Source organism: Candidatus Marimicrobium litorale, from assembly GCF_026262645.1.
Taxonomy (GTDB): domain Bacteria; phylum Pseudomonadota; class Gammaproteobacteria; order Pseudomonadales; family Halieaceae; genus Marimicrobium; species Marimicrobium litorale.
The window spans coordinates 548,587-568,942 of the sequence record NZ_SHNO01000001.1; the positions used below are offsets into that span (position 1 = coordinate 548,587).

Annotated in this window: 15 protein-coding genes; 11 read left to right on the forward strand and 4 right to left on the reverse strand. The window is 54.7% G+C overall.

The features are described from left to right. The first annotated feature begins 30 nt into the window (after positions 1–30). Both EYC82_RS02530 and EYC82_RS02535 read left to right on the forward strand, forming a co-directional pair. The gene (locus EYC82_RS02530; protein ID WP_279247985.1) at positions 31–1,293 is read left to right on the forward strand and encodes a cytochrome P450; all 1,263 of its coding nucleotides are present in this window, start codon (positions 31–33) and stop codon (positions 1,291–1,293) included. Next, complete coding sequence (locus EYC82_RS02535; protein WP_279247986.1) at positions 1,290–3,152, forward strand: propionyl-CoA synthetase; 1,863 nt, start codon at positions 1,290–1,292, stop codon at positions 3,150–3,152. The genes EYC82_RS02530 and EYC82_RS02535 overlap by 4 nt, the downstream gene beginning before the upstream one ends. Before the next feature lie 19 nt (positions 3,153–3,171). Here the strand turns inward: EYC82_RS02535 and EYC82_RS02540 are convergent, their stop codons facing one another. Then, a complete protein-coding gene (locus tag EYC82_RS02540; RefSeq protein ID WP_279247987.1) occupies positions 3,172–3,813 on the reverse strand; it encodes a hypothetical protein in 642 nt (213 codons plus the stop codon). A gap of 171 nt (positions 3,814–3,984) precedes the next feature. On the opposite strand from EYC82_RS02540, the gene EYC82_RS02545 reads away from it, so the two are divergent. The 4 genes from EYC82_RS02545 to EYC82_RS02560 all read left to right on the forward strand — a co-directional run bounded on the left by EYC82_RS02545 (position 3,985) and on the right by EYC82_RS02560 (position 9,979). Then, positions 3,985–5,433 carry a lipopolysaccharide biosynthesis protein gene (locus EYC82_RS02545; RefSeq protein ID WP_279247988.1) on the forward strand — a complete coding sequence of 483 codons (1,449 nt, stop codon included), beginning with the start codon at positions 3,985–3,987 and terminating at the stop codon, positions 5,431–5,433. 93 nt (positions 5,434–5,526) lie between these two features. Further along, complete coding sequence (locus EYC82_RS02550; protein WP_279247989.1) at positions 5,527–6,795, forward strand: cytochrome P450; 1,269 nt, start codon at positions 5,527–5,529, stop codon at positions 6,793–6,795. Positions 6,796–6,878: 83 nt separating this feature from the next. Beyond that, positions 6,879–7,250 carry a hypothetical protein gene (locus tag EYC82_RS02555; RefSeq protein WP_279247990.1) on the forward strand — a complete coding sequence of 124 codons (372 nt, stop codon included), beginning with the start codon at positions 6,879–6,881 and terminating at the stop codon, positions 7,248–7,250. A gap of 212 nt (positions 7,251–7,462) precedes the next feature. Then, entirely contained in the window at positions 7,463–9,979 is a 2,517-nt protein-coding gene (locus EYC82_RS02560; RefSeq protein WP_279247991.1) for a hypothetical protein, read from the forward strand. Here EYC82_RS02560 and EYC82_RS02565 read toward each other — a convergent pair. Continuing rightward, complete coding sequence (locus EYC82_RS02565) at positions 9,973–10,197, reverse strand: hypothetical protein (protein WP_279247992.1); 225 nt, start codon at positions 10,195–10,197, stop codon at positions 9,973–9,975. The two genes, EYC82_RS02560 and EYC82_RS02565, sit on opposite strands and share 7 nt — an antisense overlap. Here EYC82_RS02565 and EYC82_RS02570 point away from each other — a divergent pair. Beyond that, positions 10,197–10,358, forward strand: coding sequence for a hypothetical protein (locus EYC82_RS02570; protein WP_279247993.1), 162 nt, complete (start codon positions 10,197–10,199; stop codon positions 10,356–10,358). The two genes, EYC82_RS02565 and EYC82_RS02570, sit on opposite strands and share 1 nt — an antisense overlap. 112 nt (positions 10,359–10,470) lie before the next feature. After that, entirely contained in the window at positions 10,471–12,087 is a 1,617-nt protein-coding gene (locus EYC82_RS02575) for a thrombospondin type 3 repeat-containing protein (RefSeq protein ID WP_279247994.1), read from the forward strand. 255 nt (positions 12,088–12,342) lie between these two features. On the opposite strand, the gene EYC82_RS02580 is transcribed toward EYC82_RS02575, so the two are convergent. Further along, positions 12,343–14,520, reverse strand: a complete 2,178-nt coding sequence (locus tag EYC82_RS02580; protein WP_279247995.1) for a molybdopterin-containing oxidoreductase family protein — start codon at positions 14,518–14,520, stop codon at positions 12,343–12,345. Positions 14,521–14,765: 245 nt separating this feature from the next. Between EYC82_RS02580 and EYC82_RS02585 the strand changes: the two genes are divergently transcribed. After that, a complete protein-coding gene (locus EYC82_RS02585; RefSeq protein WP_279247996.1) occupies positions 14,766–15,899 on the forward strand; it encodes a serine hydrolase domain-containing protein in 1,134 nt (377 codons plus the stop codon). Between the two features lie 42 nt (positions 15,900–15,941). Here EYC82_RS02585 and EYC82_RS02590 read toward each other — a convergent pair whose 3' ends face one another. Then, a complete protein-coding gene (locus EYC82_RS02590; RefSeq protein WP_279247997.1) occupies positions 15,942–16,934 on the reverse strand; it encodes an alpha/beta fold hydrolase in 993 nt (330 codons plus the stop codon). 478 nt (positions 16,935–17,412) lie between these two features. Here EYC82_RS02590 and EYC82_RS02595 point away from each other — a divergent pair, with 478 nt between their 5' ends. Both EYC82_RS02595 and EYC82_RS02600 read left to right on the forward strand, forming a co-directional pair. Then, on the forward strand, positions 17,413–18,411 hold the full coding sequence (locus EYC82_RS02595) for an NAD(P)-dependent alcohol dehydrogenase (RefSeq protein ID WP_279247998.1): 999 nt from the start codon (positions 17,413–17,415) through the stop codon (positions 18,409–18,411). Between the two features lie 80 nt (positions 18,412–18,491). Next, positions 18,492–20,009, forward strand: a complete 1,518-nt coding sequence (locus EYC82_RS02600; protein ID WP_279247999.1) for a flavin-containing monooxygenase — start codon at positions 18,492–18,494, stop codon at positions 20,007–20,009. The last annotated feature ends 347 nt before the right edge of the window (positions 20,010–20,356 follow it).

A 20,356-nucleotide genomic window follows, 5' to 3' on the forward strand; every position in this document is an offset into this window, starting at 1 on the left:
CGCACTAATCATTAGACAAGGTGGTGCAACATGGAAATAAGCGATCTTCTGGCCGATGCTATGGCGCGGGCAGAACAGGACCCCTATGAAATTCCCTTGGAACGTATCAATATTGCCAATCCATTCCTGTTTCAGCAGGATGTCCATCATGCCTGGTTCAAGCGACTGCGGGACGAGGCGCCGGTTCACTATTGCGCGGAGAGTTTCTTTGGTCCCTATTGGTCGGTAACCCGATATGACCATATTATGACCGTGGACACGTCTCACGACGTATTTTCGTCTGAGCCTGCGATAACCATTGGTGATACTCAGGACTCGTTTCCGCTACCTATGTTTATCGCCATGGATCGCCCCAAGCATGACGAGCAGCGCAGCGTCGTATCGCCGGTAACGGGGGCAGATAACCTGCGCCATTTCGAACCGATCATTCGCGAGCGAACCATTGATGTGCTTGAGAATCTGCCGGTTGGAGAGACGTTTGACTGGGTAGATCAGGTCTCGGTTGAATTGACCACGCGCATGCTCGCCACTCTGTTTGACTTTCCGTTTGAAGATCGGCGTCAGCTCACTCGCTGGTCCGATGTTGCTACGGCGGTGCCCGGGCTGGGGGTGATTGACTCTGATCAGCAGCGCGAGGACGAGCTGATGGAATGCCTTGAGTATTTTACGCGTCTGTGGAACGAACGCGTGAAACAGGCGCCTGGCAATGATCTGATATCAATGCTCGCACACGGCGAAGCGACTCGTAATATGCCGCCAATGGAGTACCTGGGGAATCTTGTTCTTTTAATCGTTGGAGGAAACGACACCACACGCTCGACCATGACCGCCAGTGTATTGGCTCTGCATGAAAATCCTGAGGAGTACGCCAAGGTGGTGGCCTGCCCGGAGTTAATCGACAATATGGTCGCCGAGACGGTGCGCTGGCAGACTCCCTTAGCCCACATGCGTCGCATCTGTAAAGTCGACACGGAGCTGGGTGGCCAAACGATCAAGGCTGGCGACAAGGTCATCATGTGGTATATCTCCGGAAATCGTGATGAGCGTTTCACAGAGCAGCCGGATGAGTTCATGATTGAACGCCCCAATGTGCGTAAGCATCTCTCCTTTGGTTTTGGTATTCATCGTTGTATGGGCAACAGACTCGCAGAGTTGCAGCTGCGCATTCTGTGGGAGGAAATCCTGAAGCGGTATGAGCGCATCGAGGTCGTTGGTGAGCCCACTCGAACCGCCTCGTCTTTCGTGCACGGTTTCACTGCCATGCCAGTGAAGCTACACCCACGCTTGCCATGATTGATAGTCGGCGCATGTGGCAGGACGCGGCAAAAGACGTGTCCTGGCACCGGCAGCCCTCTGTCTTGCTGGATGATTCAACCCCGCCCTTTTACCGTTGGTTTCCCGACGGCGAGATCAACGCGTGCTATAACGCGCTCGACCTGCACGTAGAGCAGGGTAGGGGTGCGCAGGCTGCCCTTATTTACGATAGTCCTGTTACGGAGACTCGGCGTCGCTACACTTACTTGGAGCTGCTGGACAAGGTGGCCCGTTGCGCTGGTTTATTGCAACAACTGGGTGTCGATAAAGGCGATCGGGTGCTGCTGTATATGCCGATGGTGCCTGAGGCTGTCATCGGTATGTTGGCCTGCGCTCGTATTGGTGCCATTCATTCGGTTGTGTTTGGAGGCTTTGCTAGCAAAGAGCTGGCTGTGCGCATTGACGATGCCACACCTCGGGTGATTCTTTCGGCCAGCTGCGGTGTTGAGCCTGCCCGGGTAGTGCCCTACAAACCGCTACTGGACGAGGCTATCGCACTGGCCGAGCATCGTCCGGAACATTGCTTAATTCTACAGCGTCCATTACAACAGGCGTCTCTTTTGCCTGGGCGCGATCTCGATTGGCTTTCTGCCACGGAGTCGACCGCGCCTGTCCCCTGTGTTCCGATGAGAGCCAACGATCCGCTGTATATCCTTTACACCTCAGGGACCACGGGGCAGCCGAAAGGGGTGGTGCGCGATACCGGTGGTGGAATCGTGGCGCTGAAATGGAGTATGAAGCATATCTACAATGTAGGACCCGGCGATGTGTACTGGGCGGCCTCGGATGTTGGCTGGGTTGTGGGTCACTCCTATATCGTTTATGCGCCGCTGTTTGCGGGTTGCACGACGCTGCTTTACGAGGGGAAGCCGACGGGAACGCCTGACCCCGGAGCATTCTGGCGGGTGATCTCAGAGTACCGAGTGAAGGTCATGTTTACTGCACCAACGGCGTTTCGCGCGATCAAGAAAGAGGACCCGGTCGGGGAGTATATCGACCGGTATGATTTGTCGAGTCTGCAGTCGTTGTTTCTTGCGGGCGAGCGCTGTGATCCCTACACGCTCCGGTGGGCACTGGAAAAATTTGGCGTACCGGTAATAGATCACTGGTGGCAGACAGAAACCGGCTGGCCAATTTGCGCCAACTGCCTCGGAATCGAGCAATTGCCCATCGTGCCCGGGTCACCTGCGCGGCCCGTGCCAGGATACAAAGTTGACGTGCTCGACGAGGCTGGCAGGCCGGTAGCAAGAGGCGATATTGGCGCATTGGTGCTTCGGTCCCCCCTCCCTCCGGGGACTTTCACTACATTGTGGAATGCGCCGGATCGATATCAGTCGGCCTACTTTGAGCGTTATCCGGGGTATTACGAAACGGGTGACGCCGGTTACATCGATGACAACGGCTATGTGTTCGTTATGGCCCGAACCGATGATGTGATCAACGTTGCAGGCCATCGCCTTTCGACCGGGGCAATGGAAGAAGTGCTGGCTGATGATGAGGATGTGGCCGAGTGTGCTGTTATTGGCGTAGCGGATGCGATCAAGGGGCAGCTGCCCCTCGGGTTTCTGGTACCCAATACCGCTACAAAGACCTCGGCAGAAGAGTTGGCTGCCCGAGGTATCTCGCGTATACGTGAAGCGATTGGCCCGGTAGCTGCTTTCAGGTTGTGTGTTGTGGTGCAGCGCCTGCCCAAGACTCGCTCGGGGAAAATTCTTCGCGGTACCTTGCGCAAGATCGCGAATAATGAGCCTTGGGTTATGCCGGCCACTGTCGATGAACCTCAGGTATTCGAGGAGATTGCGCAAACGTTGAGCAGGCTGGGCTATCCTCCTGAATAGGAGAAAGCGCTGTGCCCTCTCAGTTAATGAGCCCCTGTTCCCTGAGATTGCCGATGAGTCCCTGGATGGCATCGTCCCGGACTTGCTCGGTGCTGCCAGCCTGTAATGTTTCTGAAACCGCTTGCCATAAGTGCTCACGGGTACTGGTTACGTAAAGGTCTGAAATCAATGTGTGGGTTACATTGGCAGTCCATACGGGCTGTTGGTAAGCCACCTCGTAAGCATGTGCGTAATAGCCCCCGAAACGATTGTAATGTGATCCACCGTAAACTGGCGCGACACCGTAATAAACCGCGCCCGGATGATAGATCTCTTCGGCGGACTTGCCGATATAGCGGGTCACTAGAATGGTGTCCAGGTCGGCACTGGTGGCGGCGGCAATAATATCGTCTGCCACTGCGTCATCCCGCGGCACGAGCGTATGGCTGGCCACAGCACGAACGCCATAACGTGCCAGCGATCGGATAAAATCGTCTTCAAACTTAACTCGCGCTTTCTGTTGTTGCGTCACCGCTACTACGAGCACGCCGCTGAGGTCTTGGCCGGCAAGATCAGGGTGTACATAACTGTAAGTAATCTCGGTGTTGTTGCAGCCGGACAGCACGAGGGCGCCAACAATAACGAGGAACAGTTGAAGTGATAGCTGCTTTGCGCGGGACATGACTGGTACCTTGAGATTGAGGTGAAAGTATCGTAGACCGGTCGCGGGAACACAAGTGGCGCCGCCCATTTTCTGTCGTCGCGTTTCTGTTTTGCGCTGCGGGTGCAATTGTTGTGCAAATCGTTGACAATCATTTGTCCTGGTGGCGTTCGCCAGACTGAGAGTAAAAGCATGACAATTCGCAGCAAGGTGATGTCAGCATTGCGATGGAGCGCAGCCTCACGACTGCTTGGGCAGATGACGTCGTGGGCGATAACGATTTTTGTAATTCGCCTGCTGTCACCCGGCGATTACGGCTTGATGGCGATGGCCATGGTGCTGGTGTCATTTTTGGTGATACTCAACACGCTGGGTTTCGATGCTGTGCTTGTGCAGCATAAGCGATTGGACTCGCAGACCCGGCGTCAGGTGTTCGGCGTGATCATTATTATCAATACCAGCTTTTTTCTTCTGCTATGGAACGGTGCGAGTGCGATTGCCAATTTTTATGGTGAGGCTGACCTCGAGCTAATTCTTAAGGTATTGTCTCTGCAATTTTTGCTGCTGATTTTTGAAACTTTGCCGCAATCGGAACTGGAGCGGAATATACAGTTCGCCGGGCGCTCAGTCGTGGATTTTGCCTCTTTGGTGGCGGGTAGCCTGACAACCCTCGCGCTGGCTCTGGCGGGATTCGGTGTTTGGGCTTTGGTATGGGGGACGTTGGCCAGTACAGCGACTCGTACGGTTGGGCTGAATCTTATTTGCCCCTGCCCGGTGATCCCCAGTTTTGCCTTGAGAGGTCTTGGAGCTAACCTGTCCTTCGGTCTGTTTGTAACCACTGACCGCGGATTGTGGTACCTATTCAGCGAATCAGACAAGTTTATCGGGGGTAAGCTCCTCGGCAATCAACTACTGGGTTATTACGCGGTAGCGAGTCACCTCGCATCCTTACCGATTACCAAGATAACCGGTCTTCTGAACTCGGTGGCCTTTCCTGCATTTTCACGCACTCATCAAGGTGAAGGCGAGGAGGCAGTGCGTCGTTACCTGTTGAAGGCGACGCGATTAATGGCGGTGTTGGCCTTTCCTGTGTTTTTTGGAATGAGTGCCACTGCAGAGCCTCTGATTGGCGTTTTATTCGGAGACAAGTGGTTGCCGGCAGCTCCACTGCTGCAGTTGCTTGGTCTGGTCATGCCTTTCCGGCTGCTGAGCAATGTGTTCTCTCCGCTTTTATGGGGGGTGGGGGCGCCGCGCACCAGTGCGATGAACTATGCGATTGCGGCCGTGTTAATGCCTTTCGCTTTCCTGTTCGGGGCACAATGGGGAGTGTTCGGGATAGCCTGCGCTTGGCTGGTCATGTACCCGGTCGTGTTCCTGGTGACCGCCTGGCGCACCTGCCAGCAGGTGCATTTGCCCTTGTCTGCTTACCTCGCGGCCCTGTGGCGCCCACTGTTTGCTGGCATTGCGCTGTATATGACGGTGTTGGCTCTGCAAGACGGGTTGGCTGGTGCGCCCGGAGACTGGTTATATCTGGGGCAACTGGTCATCGCTGGCGGCTTGGCATGGTGTCTCTCGATTGTGGTGCTTGATCGGGCGAGCATCAAAGAAATAGTGCAGCTTGCCAGTGGTGCAGGCGGCTAGACGCGGGCAAGCCGAGCCGAGCAAGGGTTTGACAACGTAACTAATGCCTAGTAGTTTATAGCTCAACATGAAAACCGCCCAGGAGTCTGCACCATGAGCGAATGTCCTTTTGCCAAATTCCCCAACATGATCGATCCCAAGACCTACGAGAACGGTATGCCCTACGAGACTCTCAGGGAGATTCGCGACGCCGGCCCTATACACTGGATGGAGGGTACCTATATGGAGGTGCCCTACTGGCTGGTTACCGGGAGGGATGAAATGGATTTTATCTCCAAAAATCCCGCGCTGTTTTCCAGTGAATCCAACACGGCTCTGTCGGAGGAGTTCACCGAAGAAGAGATCAGTGGTATCCACAACCACATGATCATCAATATGGACCCGCCTCGACAGCTTAAGTACCGCAAGATTGTGCGTGCGGCGTTCACACCCCGCGCGGTTGGCTCCTACGAGGCCCGTTTCCGTCAGCACGCGCGCAACATCGTAGATCGTGTCGCCGATCGTGGTGAATGTGAATTTGTTGAGGAAGTCGCGGCAGAATTGCCGTTGCTTGCCATTCTCGAGCTCTGCGGCGTCCCGCCGGAAGACCGTAAGGACTTTTTCGCATGGACTAACGCCATGATGTTTAATCAGGACGAAGAAATGTCGGGAAGCCGCGAGGTCGCAGAAACGGCTTCAGCCAACGTTATCGCCTATGCCATGAATCTAGCGGAGAAATTTCGCGACAACCCTCAGGACAATATTCTCGGCGCTCTGGTAAACGGCCACGGTGGAGTCGACGGGCTGACCGAAGAGGAGTTCACCTGGTTTTTTCTTTTGTTGATTGTTGCCGGTAACGAATCGACACGCACCATTACCAGTCACGGTATGCGTTTGTTGATGGAGAATCCGGAACAGTTACAGTACCTGGTAGACAACCCGGATAAGATCGCAGGCGCCACTGAAGAAATGATCCGTTACAATACAGCGTTCATCGTGATGCGTCGGCAGTGTTTGCAGGATACAGAGGTCGGTGGTCAATTAATCAAGAAGGGCGAGAAAATAATTCTTCATTACCACACGGTCAACCACAGTGAAGACGTGTTCGGTGAAGATGCCATGAAGTTCGATGTGCGTCGACCGGAGCGCATGCCCAATATGTACAATGAGCACCGTGCGTTTGGGGTCGGTCAGCATTTCTGCCTCGGGACTCACCTGGCGCGGCTTGAAGTGCAGATCATGTTCGAAGAAATCATTCCTCGCATGCGTAATCCCAAGCTGCAGGGCGAGGTGAGTTACACCAAGTCGAATTTGGTAAACGGCATCAAAAACATGCGTATCACATTTGATCCGGAGGTGAAGTCGACGACCGAAGCGGCTTAATTTAACCATCCCGAAGCCCTGGTAGTGACTCCTGTTGGGGCTGTTAGGTTGACTGCCTTTGATTTGTCTTTGGAGCCCGTTACATGACTGACGCTGAGCTGTGGGAACTCATCCTTATTTCACAAGCCAACGCAGCGACGTGCTTTGCAATATTCCTGACGCTCGTGTCCGGCTACCTGGTCGTGGCCTACAGTGTTGGATCGAGGTTGCTGGGCTCTCAAATCAGTATTGTGAATGTGGTGTTCATAGTGAGTGCGCTCACTGTGGGTTTCGCGACCTATGCGGCGCTTAGTCGGGCGAGCTTTTTACTGGGTTTCGTTGCGTCCGAATACGCCTCGCCATTGTCTGCGGGCATCATTTACGCTGCACCGGTGGCTGCCCTCGCCATGCTTGCGATGAAACTGATGTGTCTGGTATTCATGTGGCAGATTCGACACCCAAAACGTAAGTCATAACGCGCAAGGCCATCAATCGTTAAACGCCTATTGAGCCGTGCTTGAGTCGATTTGGTTGGGTCTGCTGCCGTTCGACAATACACGTGATCCCTAGCCTTTCCTGGCCACAATGTCAGCCCGCTTCGCCGCGTTGGGCCGCGCTGTTGGGCGGGTAAGAGGGGTGGTGTTATGTGTTCCTGCGTCATCTGAGCTAGATCGCAGCAGCAGGCGCAATGACACCTGCCCCGGCACGACGCTACTACCGGTCCGGTAAAAATGACAATACAAATGGGAGTTGGGACAATGATTTCGGTGCCTTTTTATGTGATTTTCTAGCCTGGGGGTCGTTATCCCGGCTGCGGGGCAGCCTGCCCCGTTGGCGTTTGTTGAGTGAGCCACCCCTAAGGCTTAATATCGACGTTGAAATGTTAGTGAACAATGTCAAGAGGGATACGCTAGTGACATCACGTGTGCAGCACAACAACCTGTTCAAATGGCTGTTGGTAACAGCACTGGTCGCTTTGGGCGCATCGAAAGCGTTGGCCCAGTGTGGTGTTTTTCCGGACGGCAATATCGTACTGACGGTTCCCGAAGGAGGCAGCGTGACTTCCGCCTCTGGCGACTTCGATTGCGCCGAGGGGCAGGCGTGTGACTATACGGTGTCAGGACAAGCCTTCGACGAGACCTTCACCGTCACCGCGGCGCCGGGATACTTCTTTCTGGGCTGGAAGGGCGACAGTGCCGCCTCCCTGTGCCAGAACGGCGGCAGCCCCTGTGCGGTCAGCCTGCCCACCGCCTGGCCGGATGTGGAGCCGGTGTATACCCTGGAGCCTATCTTCGAGGCGGATTACACCTGGGCGCCGGTGAGCCGGTCGACCGATAATATTCAGCTCGCTGATTCCGACACTTTGCCGGTGAACGCGAACGTCTCTATTGAGCTTGAGCATTTCGATAATCTTGACTATAGCTGCGGCCTCTCCGGCAACCACAGCTTCACGGTGGTGGGACCCTATAACGGCCAGAATATCAATGCGCCCTTGTGGGTCTACCTGCACAGCGGCGGTGCCGGCTACTTTGATGCCGGACAGGTCTATCGGACGCAGGTTGGCCTCGACGCCAATTCCTTCAACCACGAGGAGAGCCTGGCAACACTGCGACTGGCAGATCCGGATCATCCTCTAGCGGGTAACGGCAGCCAGGACAACACGTTTACACGCAGGGTCCAGCAACGCTACCGCATGTTGGTGGTGGGCTACTGTGACCACGACAACTATTCCGGCATGGGCACCCCGTACCCGAATAATCCGGCAGGTGGCACCGTTGACGGGCTGCAGGCCGCGATGGCGGCCATTGAGTACGTGGCGACCACCTACAGCACCACGGACATTTTTGTGCACGGCACCGATGCGGGTTCCTTCGGCGCTTGGTCCGTGGGGCAGGCCTTTCACCAGTCGGGTACCACACTGACCGGCCTGATCATGGATTCGGGCATCGTGACGCCCCGTTATGACCAGATACTCTCCGAATTTACCGGTGACGCGGGCTTCCCCTACGGCGCAGGGTCCGATCAGCAGGGCTTGATCGACAAGATTGGCATCTTTGCCAACCCGGACATGCCTTACCACCCGGAAGCCACTGTGAGCGCAGGCTTCGACGCCGTGCCCATGCTGGTGGTGGCCGGCAAGCTCGACCCGGAGGCGGGCGGCAACCAGCCGGCGATTCCTGCGGCATCGGGCGCGGGACAGGGCAACGTGGAATGGCTCTACGACGGTTTGCAGCAGGCGGTTAATGCCCAGGCGAATTCACCCCACCAGGTGGTGTTGGTAGATGGCGTAGCGGATGCGCCCACCATGCGGGCCGTGGATGACACCGCACACGACGCGGTGGATGCCTTTGTCAGCGGCGTGCTGGCCGGTAACCCGCCCCATCCTTCGTTTGCAGTGACGCCGCCCAGCGGGATCGTCGGTCAGAGGATGATGCTGATGGGCCACAGTTTCTTCAGGCCGTTTATAGACAGATTGCCTTTCCACGTCGAGCAAGCCGGTATCGTCGGCCACAGCCAGGAAAAGGAAACCTCCGGTGGTGCCAGCGGTACGCCCCTGGCCCTGTGGAACGATGCGGAACATCGCGCCAATATCCAGGCGGTACTGGACGCAGGTGATGTCGATTTGTTTGGTATGACCTGTTGCAACCTGGAGCAAACGCCCGAAGGGGAACTTGTTCTGACTCCCGAAGGGAACCCGATCCTGATCCTCGGCGCCTACACGATCTGGTTCGACTACGCACTGGCGCAAAACCCGGATACCGCTTTCTTCATCAGTATGCCATGGATCGACTTCCCCACCGACTACGCTGATGCCACAGAATACGGAGACCTCTGGACCCTGTTTTATACCAACGTTATGCACCCCGCGGTGGACGATCTGCGTGCGCAGTACCCGGGTGTCACCATATACTCCATCCCTTATGGCCAAGCGTCCCATGAATTATTCGCGCTGTTTGAAGCGGGCAACCTGCCGGATGTGAGCAATCTTCAGGGGCCTGGTGCAACGTCCTTGTATACTGACTACAAGGGACATGCCGGCGACGTTCTCAAGGCGCTCATAGAACTGATCTGGATCGATGCCATCTATGGCGTGGACCTCGATACCTACGCCTACGATCCCGGTTACCAGACCGACCTGAAAGCGCTGGCCAAGTCCATCATGGACGCGCACGATCCGGCCTATAACGGGCCTTATCGTCAATAAACGAGTAGTGCAAAAGGGGACGGAATTAATTCCGTCTCCTGATCCTTGAAAAAGGAAAAAGTGAAACGACTCACAAGAAACTTGCTTTGCGCCACCATCGTATCACTCAGTGTCGGTGCCAATTCCAGCACCTTGCGCATCAAGAATGCCGTGGAGGGTGGCGTGACCACCGTGTCGGCGGGTATAAACCGTCCGGCCGGGCAGATGTGCGATGTCAATGTTAGCGACGTCTTCCTCGACGAGATGGATCGATGCCATCTTTGGTGTAGATCTCGATAGCTGCGCCTATGACTGCGGTTACCAGCCAGCGCGTGCAGCCCTGGCTAATTCCATTATGGATGCGCATGATCCGACCTATAACGGGCCCGACCGTGAGTGACAGAGCGCCCGATAACATTTAGTTATTGAAAAATGACTATTATCAATTATCAATTATTATTAGTGCAGGTTACGCTGTGTCGTAAATCACAGCGTCACATCGGTATAAAACAATGCAAACGAAATCCGGGTCCGTCTTCCGTCTTTTGCTGTCTCTACAGCGAGCGGCGCAAAAAAAACTGCTTTGCGCCGCCATTTTCTCACTCAGCGTGGCCGCCAGCGCCAGCACCCTGCGCATCGAGTCACCTGTAGAGGGTGGCGTTACCACCCTGTCGGCGGCCCTGGACTGCGCAGCGGGGCAGGAGTGCGATATTAGCATCAGCGATGTCTTCTTCGACGAGACCTTTGTCGCCGAGCCGGCACCCGGTTGGCAGTTTGACGGATGGAAGGCGAGACAATCAGGGTTTTGTGTTGGCGAGACGGGAAACTGCAGGGTCGATTCCTCTGCGTTTGAGGATCTGACCCTACTGGACGACCCCGGCGTTATGCAATACCTCGAGCCGATGTTTGTCGTAGATCGAACTACAACAGGCATAGTGCTCGTAGCCGAACAAAGCCAGGTCTACTTCGGCATCGATTTTGATTTTGATTTCTATCGCAACACTGCCTATGACTGTGGTCTAAGCGGAAATTACACGTTCATGATCGTCAATCCACCGAACGGTGACGAGACGACTGAAGCGCCACTATGGGTCTACCTGCACGGCGGCGGCGCCGGTTTTTATGACGATAATGGTGATTACCAAGCGGTCGGCAATCAAACCGAAGACACCTGGAACCGCGAAGAAACCTTCGATGACTTTCTGGTCGAACAACTTCAAGCACGCACCCTTGAGAACGGACAGTTGAAAGATATCACCCTCACAAGGCGCATTCAGGAGGGTTATCGTGTGGTCATCGTATCGATGTGCGACCACGACCAGTACTCCGGCCTTGGCACGTCTTACCTCAACAACCCCAACCCCGGTGCCGAGGTGAACGGCATGCAGGCCACTATGTCGGCGGTTGAATATACCGCCGCGAATTACCCGACTACCGAGGTATTCGCCCACGGCACCAGCGCCGGTTCGGTCGGTGTTTACAATCTGGCAATGAGCTTTGCAGCGCAAGACATACATCTCACCGGTGTGGTGGGGGATTCTATTTTGAGTCCAAGGGCTTTCGACTTATTCGACGTTTACCCGGGACAGGCCCCGCGTCAACCGGGCTGGACCTACGAGGGCGTTGGCGAAAAACAAGGCTTTTATGGTGATATCAACCGCAGTGATGTCATCACCCCCGAGGCCCGGATCGATGCGGGTTTTGATGAGGTGCCCCTGCTGTTTGTCGGCGGCACATCAGATCCCTTCTGTTTTTGGAACCTCCCACCCATCCCCGAGGCTGCCAGCGCGGGCCAGAACAATTGCGAATGGGCGGCCCAGTCGCTCATCGATTCTATTGCCGCCCAGTCAGGCAGCCCGCACCAGGTTTACAATCTGCCTGGCCTCGGCCATGTGCCAACCAACAACGTGACAGTTGCGAACGACCTCGTCGATAGCTTTATCAGCGGTGTGCTGGCAAATAATCCACCGGCCCCTTTCGCGGATGATGATGGTGATGGCGTGCTGGACTCGGTGGACAACTGCCGCGCAGTGGCTAATCCGGACCAGACCCCCTCGGCGGGCGATCCAGAGTGCGGGGCGGCCTGCGTTACCACGGTATGCGGGCCAGCGATCTGCTCAAACCCGTGATCGGATAAATGGGACGATAGCGGTTCTTAGCTAGGCGCGCGTCGTTGTGTATTTTTAATGCTGAACGCTGATGTTGGCAGTGAGTGCTCCTTGGCATCGCGCCGATAGCATCCTGTCCATCCTGCTCACTGCCGGGCATCGACACTGACCATGCAGGGGGCTTTATCGGTGTGCGCACCGCCCGAAGTTCGGTGTCACTCGATAATGTGTCAGTGGTGCAGCCTGCGGGTTGTTGACGGATGCCGTTGAAAGCGGTCAGGCTACCGTAACAATTCGATTGGATCGGACAATGTCTACAGGAATGCCGGAAAGGTGAGACATGCCGGAAAGTAACTCGATACTGTCTCGACCATCGCCCGCCAGAAAGTTGGAATTGACGCCAGGATGGGCCTTGGCATGAGGCAGGCCATCGGCCTTCTGATGCCCCCAGCACTGGGGTATCGCCACGGTACCGGGCATCATTTCATCGGTAATACGCACCGGGATTGTGATAGCGCCATAGTCGGAGGCCACATCAATAGCATCGTTATCAATGACCCCGATGCGCTCGGCGTCCTGCGGGTTTAGGTATGCATAGTTGGTGATCTCCCGCACCAGGCGGTCGGAGTTGGCGCAGGAGCTGTTCATGCGTTTCACTTCGCGTTTGCCGATTAATTTCATGCGGTCCTTGTTGTCCAGTTCCTGCTGGTAATACCTCTCGATAGTGCGTGCGAAGGTTGCGACAAAGTCGGGTGGCGCCAGATCAACCAGGCCATCTTCTGTCAGTACCCGGTCCGTGCCCAGAAAGTTCTCTCCCGCGTTATCGGGCAGGCGCAAGCCATTGGGGAAATCGCGCAGCATTTTTTTCAGGCCGGGCTGCCCCGCTTTTTTCAGCATGCCGCTGATCATCAGTTCTGGAATTTTTATCCAGCGACCGTAAGCGGTATGGGCGAGACGTGCAGACAGTTTTAAAGCGGCGCTAATAGCCCGGTTGCCCATCAATGTAACGCCAAGCTTGTCCGCCAGCCTGGTGTAAATCCACCACTCGTGGCGTACGTCTGGCGGCGGCGCCAGCACCGGCCCCGCGGCATAAAGATAAGGAGTGGGTGTGCAGGCAGCAAACGATTGCAAGGCATAGGGCATGCCTGAGCGTTCCAGCCAACTGGTAGCGGGCAGAATATAGTCTGCCAGGTTACCCGTTTCATTACGGAACAGGTCAACACTGACTAACAGCTCGAGCTTGGACAGTGATTTCTCCATCCTGCCGTTGGGATTGCCGCAGGCCAGTAGCGGATTAGATGCCTCGACGATCAGTGCCTGCACATCCCCATTTTCAATATCGTCTGCCAGCATGCCCGCAGGTTGTTGTCCGCTCACGGTCAACAAGCCGTCCTCCCGGTGACTTGTACACTGCATCTGGGGGTCATCCTTGGCCAGCGTGGCGAAGTCCAGAATACCCTCGCCAATCAGGTTGCCTCCCGGTCTGTCGAAATTGCCGCTGATGGCGCTGATAGATTCCAGCAGCCAGTAACACAGCGTGCCACTGCGTCCCTGGTTGACACCCGTTGCCATGTTCAGACATGCCGCGTTGGCTGCGAGATAGTCTGCAACCAATTCGCTGAGGGTGGCGGCGCTGATGCCGGTAACCTCGGCTTGACGCTCGGGTGTCCAGGGCGCGACCACGGCAGCCAGTTGCTCGAAATTTTTCATTGAACTGTTAACGCGCGGTTTATCGACACCGCCCCGCCGTATCACTTCGTTACAGAATGCAGCCAGAAAATACACATCGGTATCTGGACGGATAAACAGATGTTCTCCGGCACGTGCCGTCTCTATGCGGCGCGGATTAATAAACACCACGCGGCCCCCGCGTTTAACAATCGCGCCGAGGCGCTGACGTGAGCGGGGTAAATGATAGAGTGTGGTTCCGGAGACCGCGGGGTTGGCGCCCAGCACCAGCATAAACTCGGTATGGTCCACATCGGGATAGGCGAGGCGCATGGGTGACCCATACATATCGCCGTTGACGCGAAATTTATTCATGGTGTCGCAGGTGCCCGTGCCATACATTCGGTTCGAACCGAGGCCACCAAACAGTGCACCACGAAAGATAGGCGCCATCAGGTTCGCCCCTCCCGGCGCACCGACAAAGTGGCCGATCGCCTGGGGGTTACCACGGCGATGTATTGCGCCCAGCTTTTCGGTAATTTCGTCCAGTGCCTGCTCCCAGCTTATGGTCTGCCAGGTATTACCGATCCGCTTTTGGGGCGCGGTAATACGGTCGGGGCTGTGCTGGATGGAATCGTAACGGGTGCCTTTTACGCAGGCATAGCCATCGCTTACCACGTGGTTCGGATTCGGTCGAATCTCTCGGATACGGTTGTCCTCAACATCCACTTCCAGCCCACAAAAGGCTTCGCAAATTGAGCAAAAGGTCTGTTTAGTTTCGATCATGGGGCGTCAGTCCACTGCAATATAGCTGGCATTGCCCTACACCATTAAAGGACTCTTACGGGAAGTTCAACCTTTATTTGAACAGGACCAGCGATAAGTATTGCTCAGGGCGTCTTTGACCTCGATGCCGGATTTGCAGTCGCTCGGACCTGCTCTGCCGGCTCGCTGTACTCGGGCAATACAGCCGCATATACTCACGGCACGGCGCGATATTCGTCGCACCAATACAGATGAATGGACAGACTATGAAACAGTTATTGCTGGCCGGCATAGGCCTGATTTTGATCACCGCCTGCAGCGACTCAAACAATAATAATTCCTCGCCAGCCCCCCAGTCACCTGACTTTACCGCGGCTGACGCGTGGATGGCAGAGTTCGTTGCCTCCGAGGAGGCTTTTCCGGGTGGAGGGTATATTGTGGTTGACCAGGCTATGGGTGTTATCCACAAGGCGGTATTCGGTAATCAGACGGAGGACAGCCTGGTGCTGCTTGCCTCAACCAGTAAAGTGCCCACAGTGACGTTGCTGATGGCACTGCATGATGACGAGAACATAGACTTTGATATCAACGCACCGATTGCCTCCTATCTGCCGTGGCGGGGCGTGTGGGACGAGAGCATTACGACGCAACAACTGGTCTCGAACCGCTCTGGTATACCGGGTTTGGGGCAAATACTGGGCAATCTTGATTCGGCCAGTTCACATCTGTGTCAATTCCTGCCTGAGGGCACGCTGTATGCCTGTGCCGAGACTTTGTACACGAGTCCATTGCCGCAGTTGCAAAGCACGCCGGCGGGGACTGCGTTCGATTACGGCGGCAGCCAGTGGCAACTGTCCGGGGGTGTAGCAGAAGCGGTCGGCGGTGCATCGTGGAATCAGTTGTGGGATCAATACATTGCCCAGCCCTGTGAGATGACGATATCGACCTACGGCAACAATCTGGCCAGTGCGGCAGACTGGGACGGCAACCCTGAAAGCCTGAACGGTCAAACCAACCCCAACATGGAAGGTGGCATGATGGCCACCCTGGACGATTATGCCAAGCTACTGTCATTGCACCTGAATGAGGGCGTTTGCGGCGATAACCGTGTGATGTCCTCCGATAGCCTGGCCTTCATGCGCAGACTGACAACGCAATTCGACGAGGGACGTGGCTACGGGATGGGATGGTGGTCAGAGGCGCCTGCAAGCGGTGAAGAAGTCACCTTGTTTACCGACGGCGGTGCCTGGGGCTCGTTGTCATGGATTGACACCGAGCGCAATTACGCAGGCGTGGTTTTCTTTGAGGAATACACGATGACGGAAGCGTCCAAGGGCAGTGCGGGCGCCCGCGATCAACTCATCCCGATCATCCAGGGTGCCATCGACGCGCAGCGCTAGCATCCCAGCGTCAGGCGTCTGGGTCGCGCCTTGCGGCTGCTGCTATTCCCGATGCCGCTGAGGCGAGGCTTCCTGCAGTCGCGACATTTTTAGTACCGTGTTGAGCACGCTGGAAAACGCGACAGGCTGATCAAGCATCAGATGGTGCCTCGCGTTTGCGATCCCAATCATGGGGATATGCTCGCCGCCGCACTCGCGGATGTAGTCGGCAGAATCGTCATCGAACAGGGCGCTTTGCTGACCATAAACGATAACTACACAGCCTGGCGCGTTGGCAATGCGCTTGCCCTGCGCTAATAGCCGCTCGTGGATATCCACGCTGCGCTCAAAGACGCTGGGGTGGAACTTCCAGGACCAGCCGTCCTGTACCCGCTTGAGAGAATGGAAGGCCATATAGTCGAACAAATAGGGCTCATTCACCCTCTGAGGGGGAGATAAAACGAAGCGAGCCTTGGCAGTGTCATAATCAGGGTAAATGCGGTTTTCCCGCTTTGGGTTCTGGGAACCGGGCGGCCCGCTCTCTTTTGCATGCGCGGCCAGGCGCTCCGGTCGCAAGGTCATCAAATCGCAGATGACGAGGCGTGCGAATCGCTCATGGCATTGCTCCATGGCCACCAGGCCAATGCTGCCACCGTATGAATGCGCAACAATGGTCGGTTTGTGGTCATTGTCGAGCAGGCCGGTTGCCGCGGCCACGTCCATCAGCTCCTGCAGCCGAATCTCATCGGGGTACGATTCGCGTACGCCTGAATCTCCCATGCCGGAGTGGTCATACGCCACGAGGTAATAATCGTTGGCCAACAGCGGTGCGATGAAAGCAAAGCAGCGCGCGTGTGCGAGAAACCCATGCAGCAGCAATACGCCGGGGTTGGACGGGTCGCCCCAGCTGAAATAATGAATTGCGCAACCGCCTGAATCGACGAAGCCTTCCCGTCGCGGCATTGCGAGGGCTTCTTCAAACCACGCAGGGGTCCCCGCTGAATCAACAGGAATCTCAACTGAAAGATCGCAGGGTAGGGCGTTTGGAGCATTCATAAGACATAACTCAGAAGCACAAATGCGGCAGTTTACAGGAAAATCGGTGGACGATGATTGTGAGTGCGGGAACCTCTCTATCGCCTGAAAAGCCCTACAGACCGTGTCTCTGTCTGCAGTAAAACTGAGGCGCATCGGACAAATACTGAATTGACACGGATGCGGGGCCGTTATCCGCCGCTGTCGTCCGGTTGCGTTGTGTAAGCTCAGGTGCTTACGCATCGTTGGTGTTTTCCCGCGCCAGCCGATCTAGCTTGGCGCAGGCGCTGTTCATACTGCTTACAAGCTACTCAATCTTGGCCGTCAACTGGCAATGGCTCGGAACTTATATGAGCAGAGGATGAGTGCGCTTGATGAGCGGAGGAGGGGCGCCGCCTGACCCCGGCACTGGATTATCATCTGTCGAGAGCGGTAAACTTGGTTATACCTCACAGGGCAGTGAGCTGTTTGGAAAAAACGCGAGGAGAGGGCAGAGTTCGTGGCGGAAAAATTACAGAATAACTTTATGAAAGCGGCAACTGTCAAAGGCTACGGCTCTATTGCGAAAGTTGTGGTAAAGGAAAAGAAAAGGCCGTCTCCGGGTAAGAACGATGTGCTGGTTGAGGTCCATTGTTCCTCGGTTAACCCCAAGGATTGGAAGCTCAACAAGGCGATTACCGCTCTAATACCTGATGTGGGGTTTCGTCCCTTTATTATCGGTGACGACCTCTCTGGCGTAGTTGTTGAGAAAGGTAGTGAGGTAACTGAGTTTGACGTTGGGGATGAGGTGTATGGGATGGACATGCGGCTGCGCACAAGCGCATGTGCTGACTACGCTAGTATCGCCACCAGTAGAATTGCCAGAAAACCCGCGAATATTTCACACCGTGAAGCCGGTGTGGCGCCTCTCGCGGCGCTGACTGCACTGCAAGGCTTTAAGATTGCAGAGCTTAAGAGAGGGCAGAGGATTCTGATTATTGGTGCGTCCGGCGGTGTTGGGACGTATGCGGTACAAATCGCCAAGGCCTTGGGGGCAGAGGTCACGGCCGTATGCAGTTATCGCAATATTGATCTGGTTAAGTCTTTGGGTGCCGATCATGTCATCGATTACACTGAAAATGATTTTACCAATAATGAAGACAGTTTTGACGTGATATTTGATGCGACATCCTACGAATCCGCTAAAACTTGTGCGTCGCTTATGCAACAGGGCGGGCTATTCGTTACCACCTTTGGCCAGTCTAAAGGGTTCTCATCTGCAATCATTTCAAGACTCTTTCCTGTGCAACATCGAACCCTCGCGGTGACGGTGGAGAGTAATACGGATGATCTAAACGAGCTCACCGAATTGTTCGAGAAGCGAGCGCTTAAGACTGTTCTGGATAGTGAATTCTCTTTTGGAGATATCGATGAGGCCTATCAGCGCAGCATGACTGGAAGGGCGAAAGGCAAGATAGCGATTAAGGTTCTGGAAAGTAATCAGGTCACCAGGAAATAAGTATGAAGGCGGCTCCGCGGTTTTCCTGTTACAAAGTAGCCGCCTGCTTATAGAAAAATAACCAAATCGGAAAGATCGTGATGAAAGCAGAGTCCGAAAGTAAGCCCAGCGTGGCGGATGTAATTCAGGTGGATGTCATTATCGTTGGCGCAGGCCTGTCGGGAATTTCTGCCGCCTATCATCTGAACAAGCACTGCCCAGAAAAGACCTATTTAATTGTGGAGGCTAGGGATAGCCTTGGTGGAACATGGGATTTTTTTCGATATCCTGGCGTTCGCTCTGATTCTGATATGTACACGTTGGGCTATTCGTTTGAGCCATGGACCGGTGGGAAAATGTTTTCCGATGGCCCGTCGATCCGAGAGTATATAAGGAGGACCGCCGACAAATACGACATCACAAAAAATATCCTATTTGGTAGAAAAGTTCAGCGAGCGAGTTGGTCAAGTACAGACGCTAGATGGACGATTGAAGTCGAATCTCAAGAATCGAAAAAACCTGCCTATTATAGCTGTAATTTTATTTTCAGCTGCAGTGGCTATTATGATTACGAGCAGGCGTACCAGCCCGCATTTGAAAGCAGCGATGACTTCGAAGGTGAATTCTTTCATTCCCAATTCTGGCCGAAAGGCCTTGATTACAAAGACAAAGAAGTCGTTGTTATTGGAAGTGGCGCAACCGCAGTGACAATCGTTCCCGCTATAGCAGAGTCGACCAAGCACATCACAATGCTGCAGCGCTCTCCGACCTATATTCTGCCGGCGCCTGATACTGACATCGTAGCCAGATATTTGGGGCCATTGCTACCCGAGAAAGTTCTGCATGCGATAAATCGTTGGAAATATATTGTTCTTGTCACTTGGGTTCTGAAGATCAGCAAGTGGCGGCCTGAGTTTGTAAAAAAGGCGCTACGGCGAGCGGCCCGTCAAGTTCTGGGTAGTCACTACGATGTTGATACGCACTTCAAGCCAAACTATCAGCCCTGGGATCAGCGGCTTTGCGCAGATCCGGATGGCCTGTTTTATCGAGCGATTGCAGATGGAGAGGCTTCCGTGGTGACAGACCATATTGATAAATTCATCAGTACGGGAATAAAGCTTAAGTCTGGCGAGACGCTTAATGCGGATATCATTGTGTCGGCAACAGGCCTGAAATTGGTTGCATTAGGCGGAATCGATATCAGCGTTGATCAAGCGCCGTTCACAACAGGTGAATCCTTTAGCTATAAAGGCATGATGTTTAGCGGACTGCCAAATTTCGTGCAATGTTTCGGCTATGCTCAGGCAGGGTCCTATACTCTGAAAGTAGATTTAACCTGCCAGTATGCCTGCCGATTGATCAACTTGATGGACAGCAAGCGATACAATTACTGTGTTCCAGAAAACGAAGACCCGAATATGGAGGTAGAAGATATGCTTTCGGTTCTATCTTCTGGATATGTTAGAAGGTCCGTGCATCTTTTTCCGAAAGTTGGGAAGAGGGCACCTTGGAAGCGCAACGAAAACTACTTCCTGGACTTGCTCGAAACGCGCTTTAGTCCCGTTGAAGAAGAGGGTCTGGTTTTCCATCGAGCAAGCGACGCAAGCGCAGGGAGTTGACCTTCGTCATTCATGGCCCGCCCTTCAGGATTCGAAGCTGAGACCTTTCCTTTAGGGTGGACACAAAGACTCTCCTGTGCCAGTTCTGTAGATTCAACTGGAAACGCACAATATGCATGTATCTGCGTGTATCCAATGCGTACAGCATGTGCGTAATTGTGCAGCGTGGTGCGCGACTGTATGGTGTTTTTGGACTCTTTATAGACTCTTTGCGCGCACCACGTTTTTGGCCTTTAAAGGATTCTGGCAAAAAGCGATTATTCGTAGGCCACCCTTGATCAGTGAGTAAACCTACTTCCAGCAGCCCGAATGTTGATGGAACTTCAAGGAACTTTGTTTGTCCCATA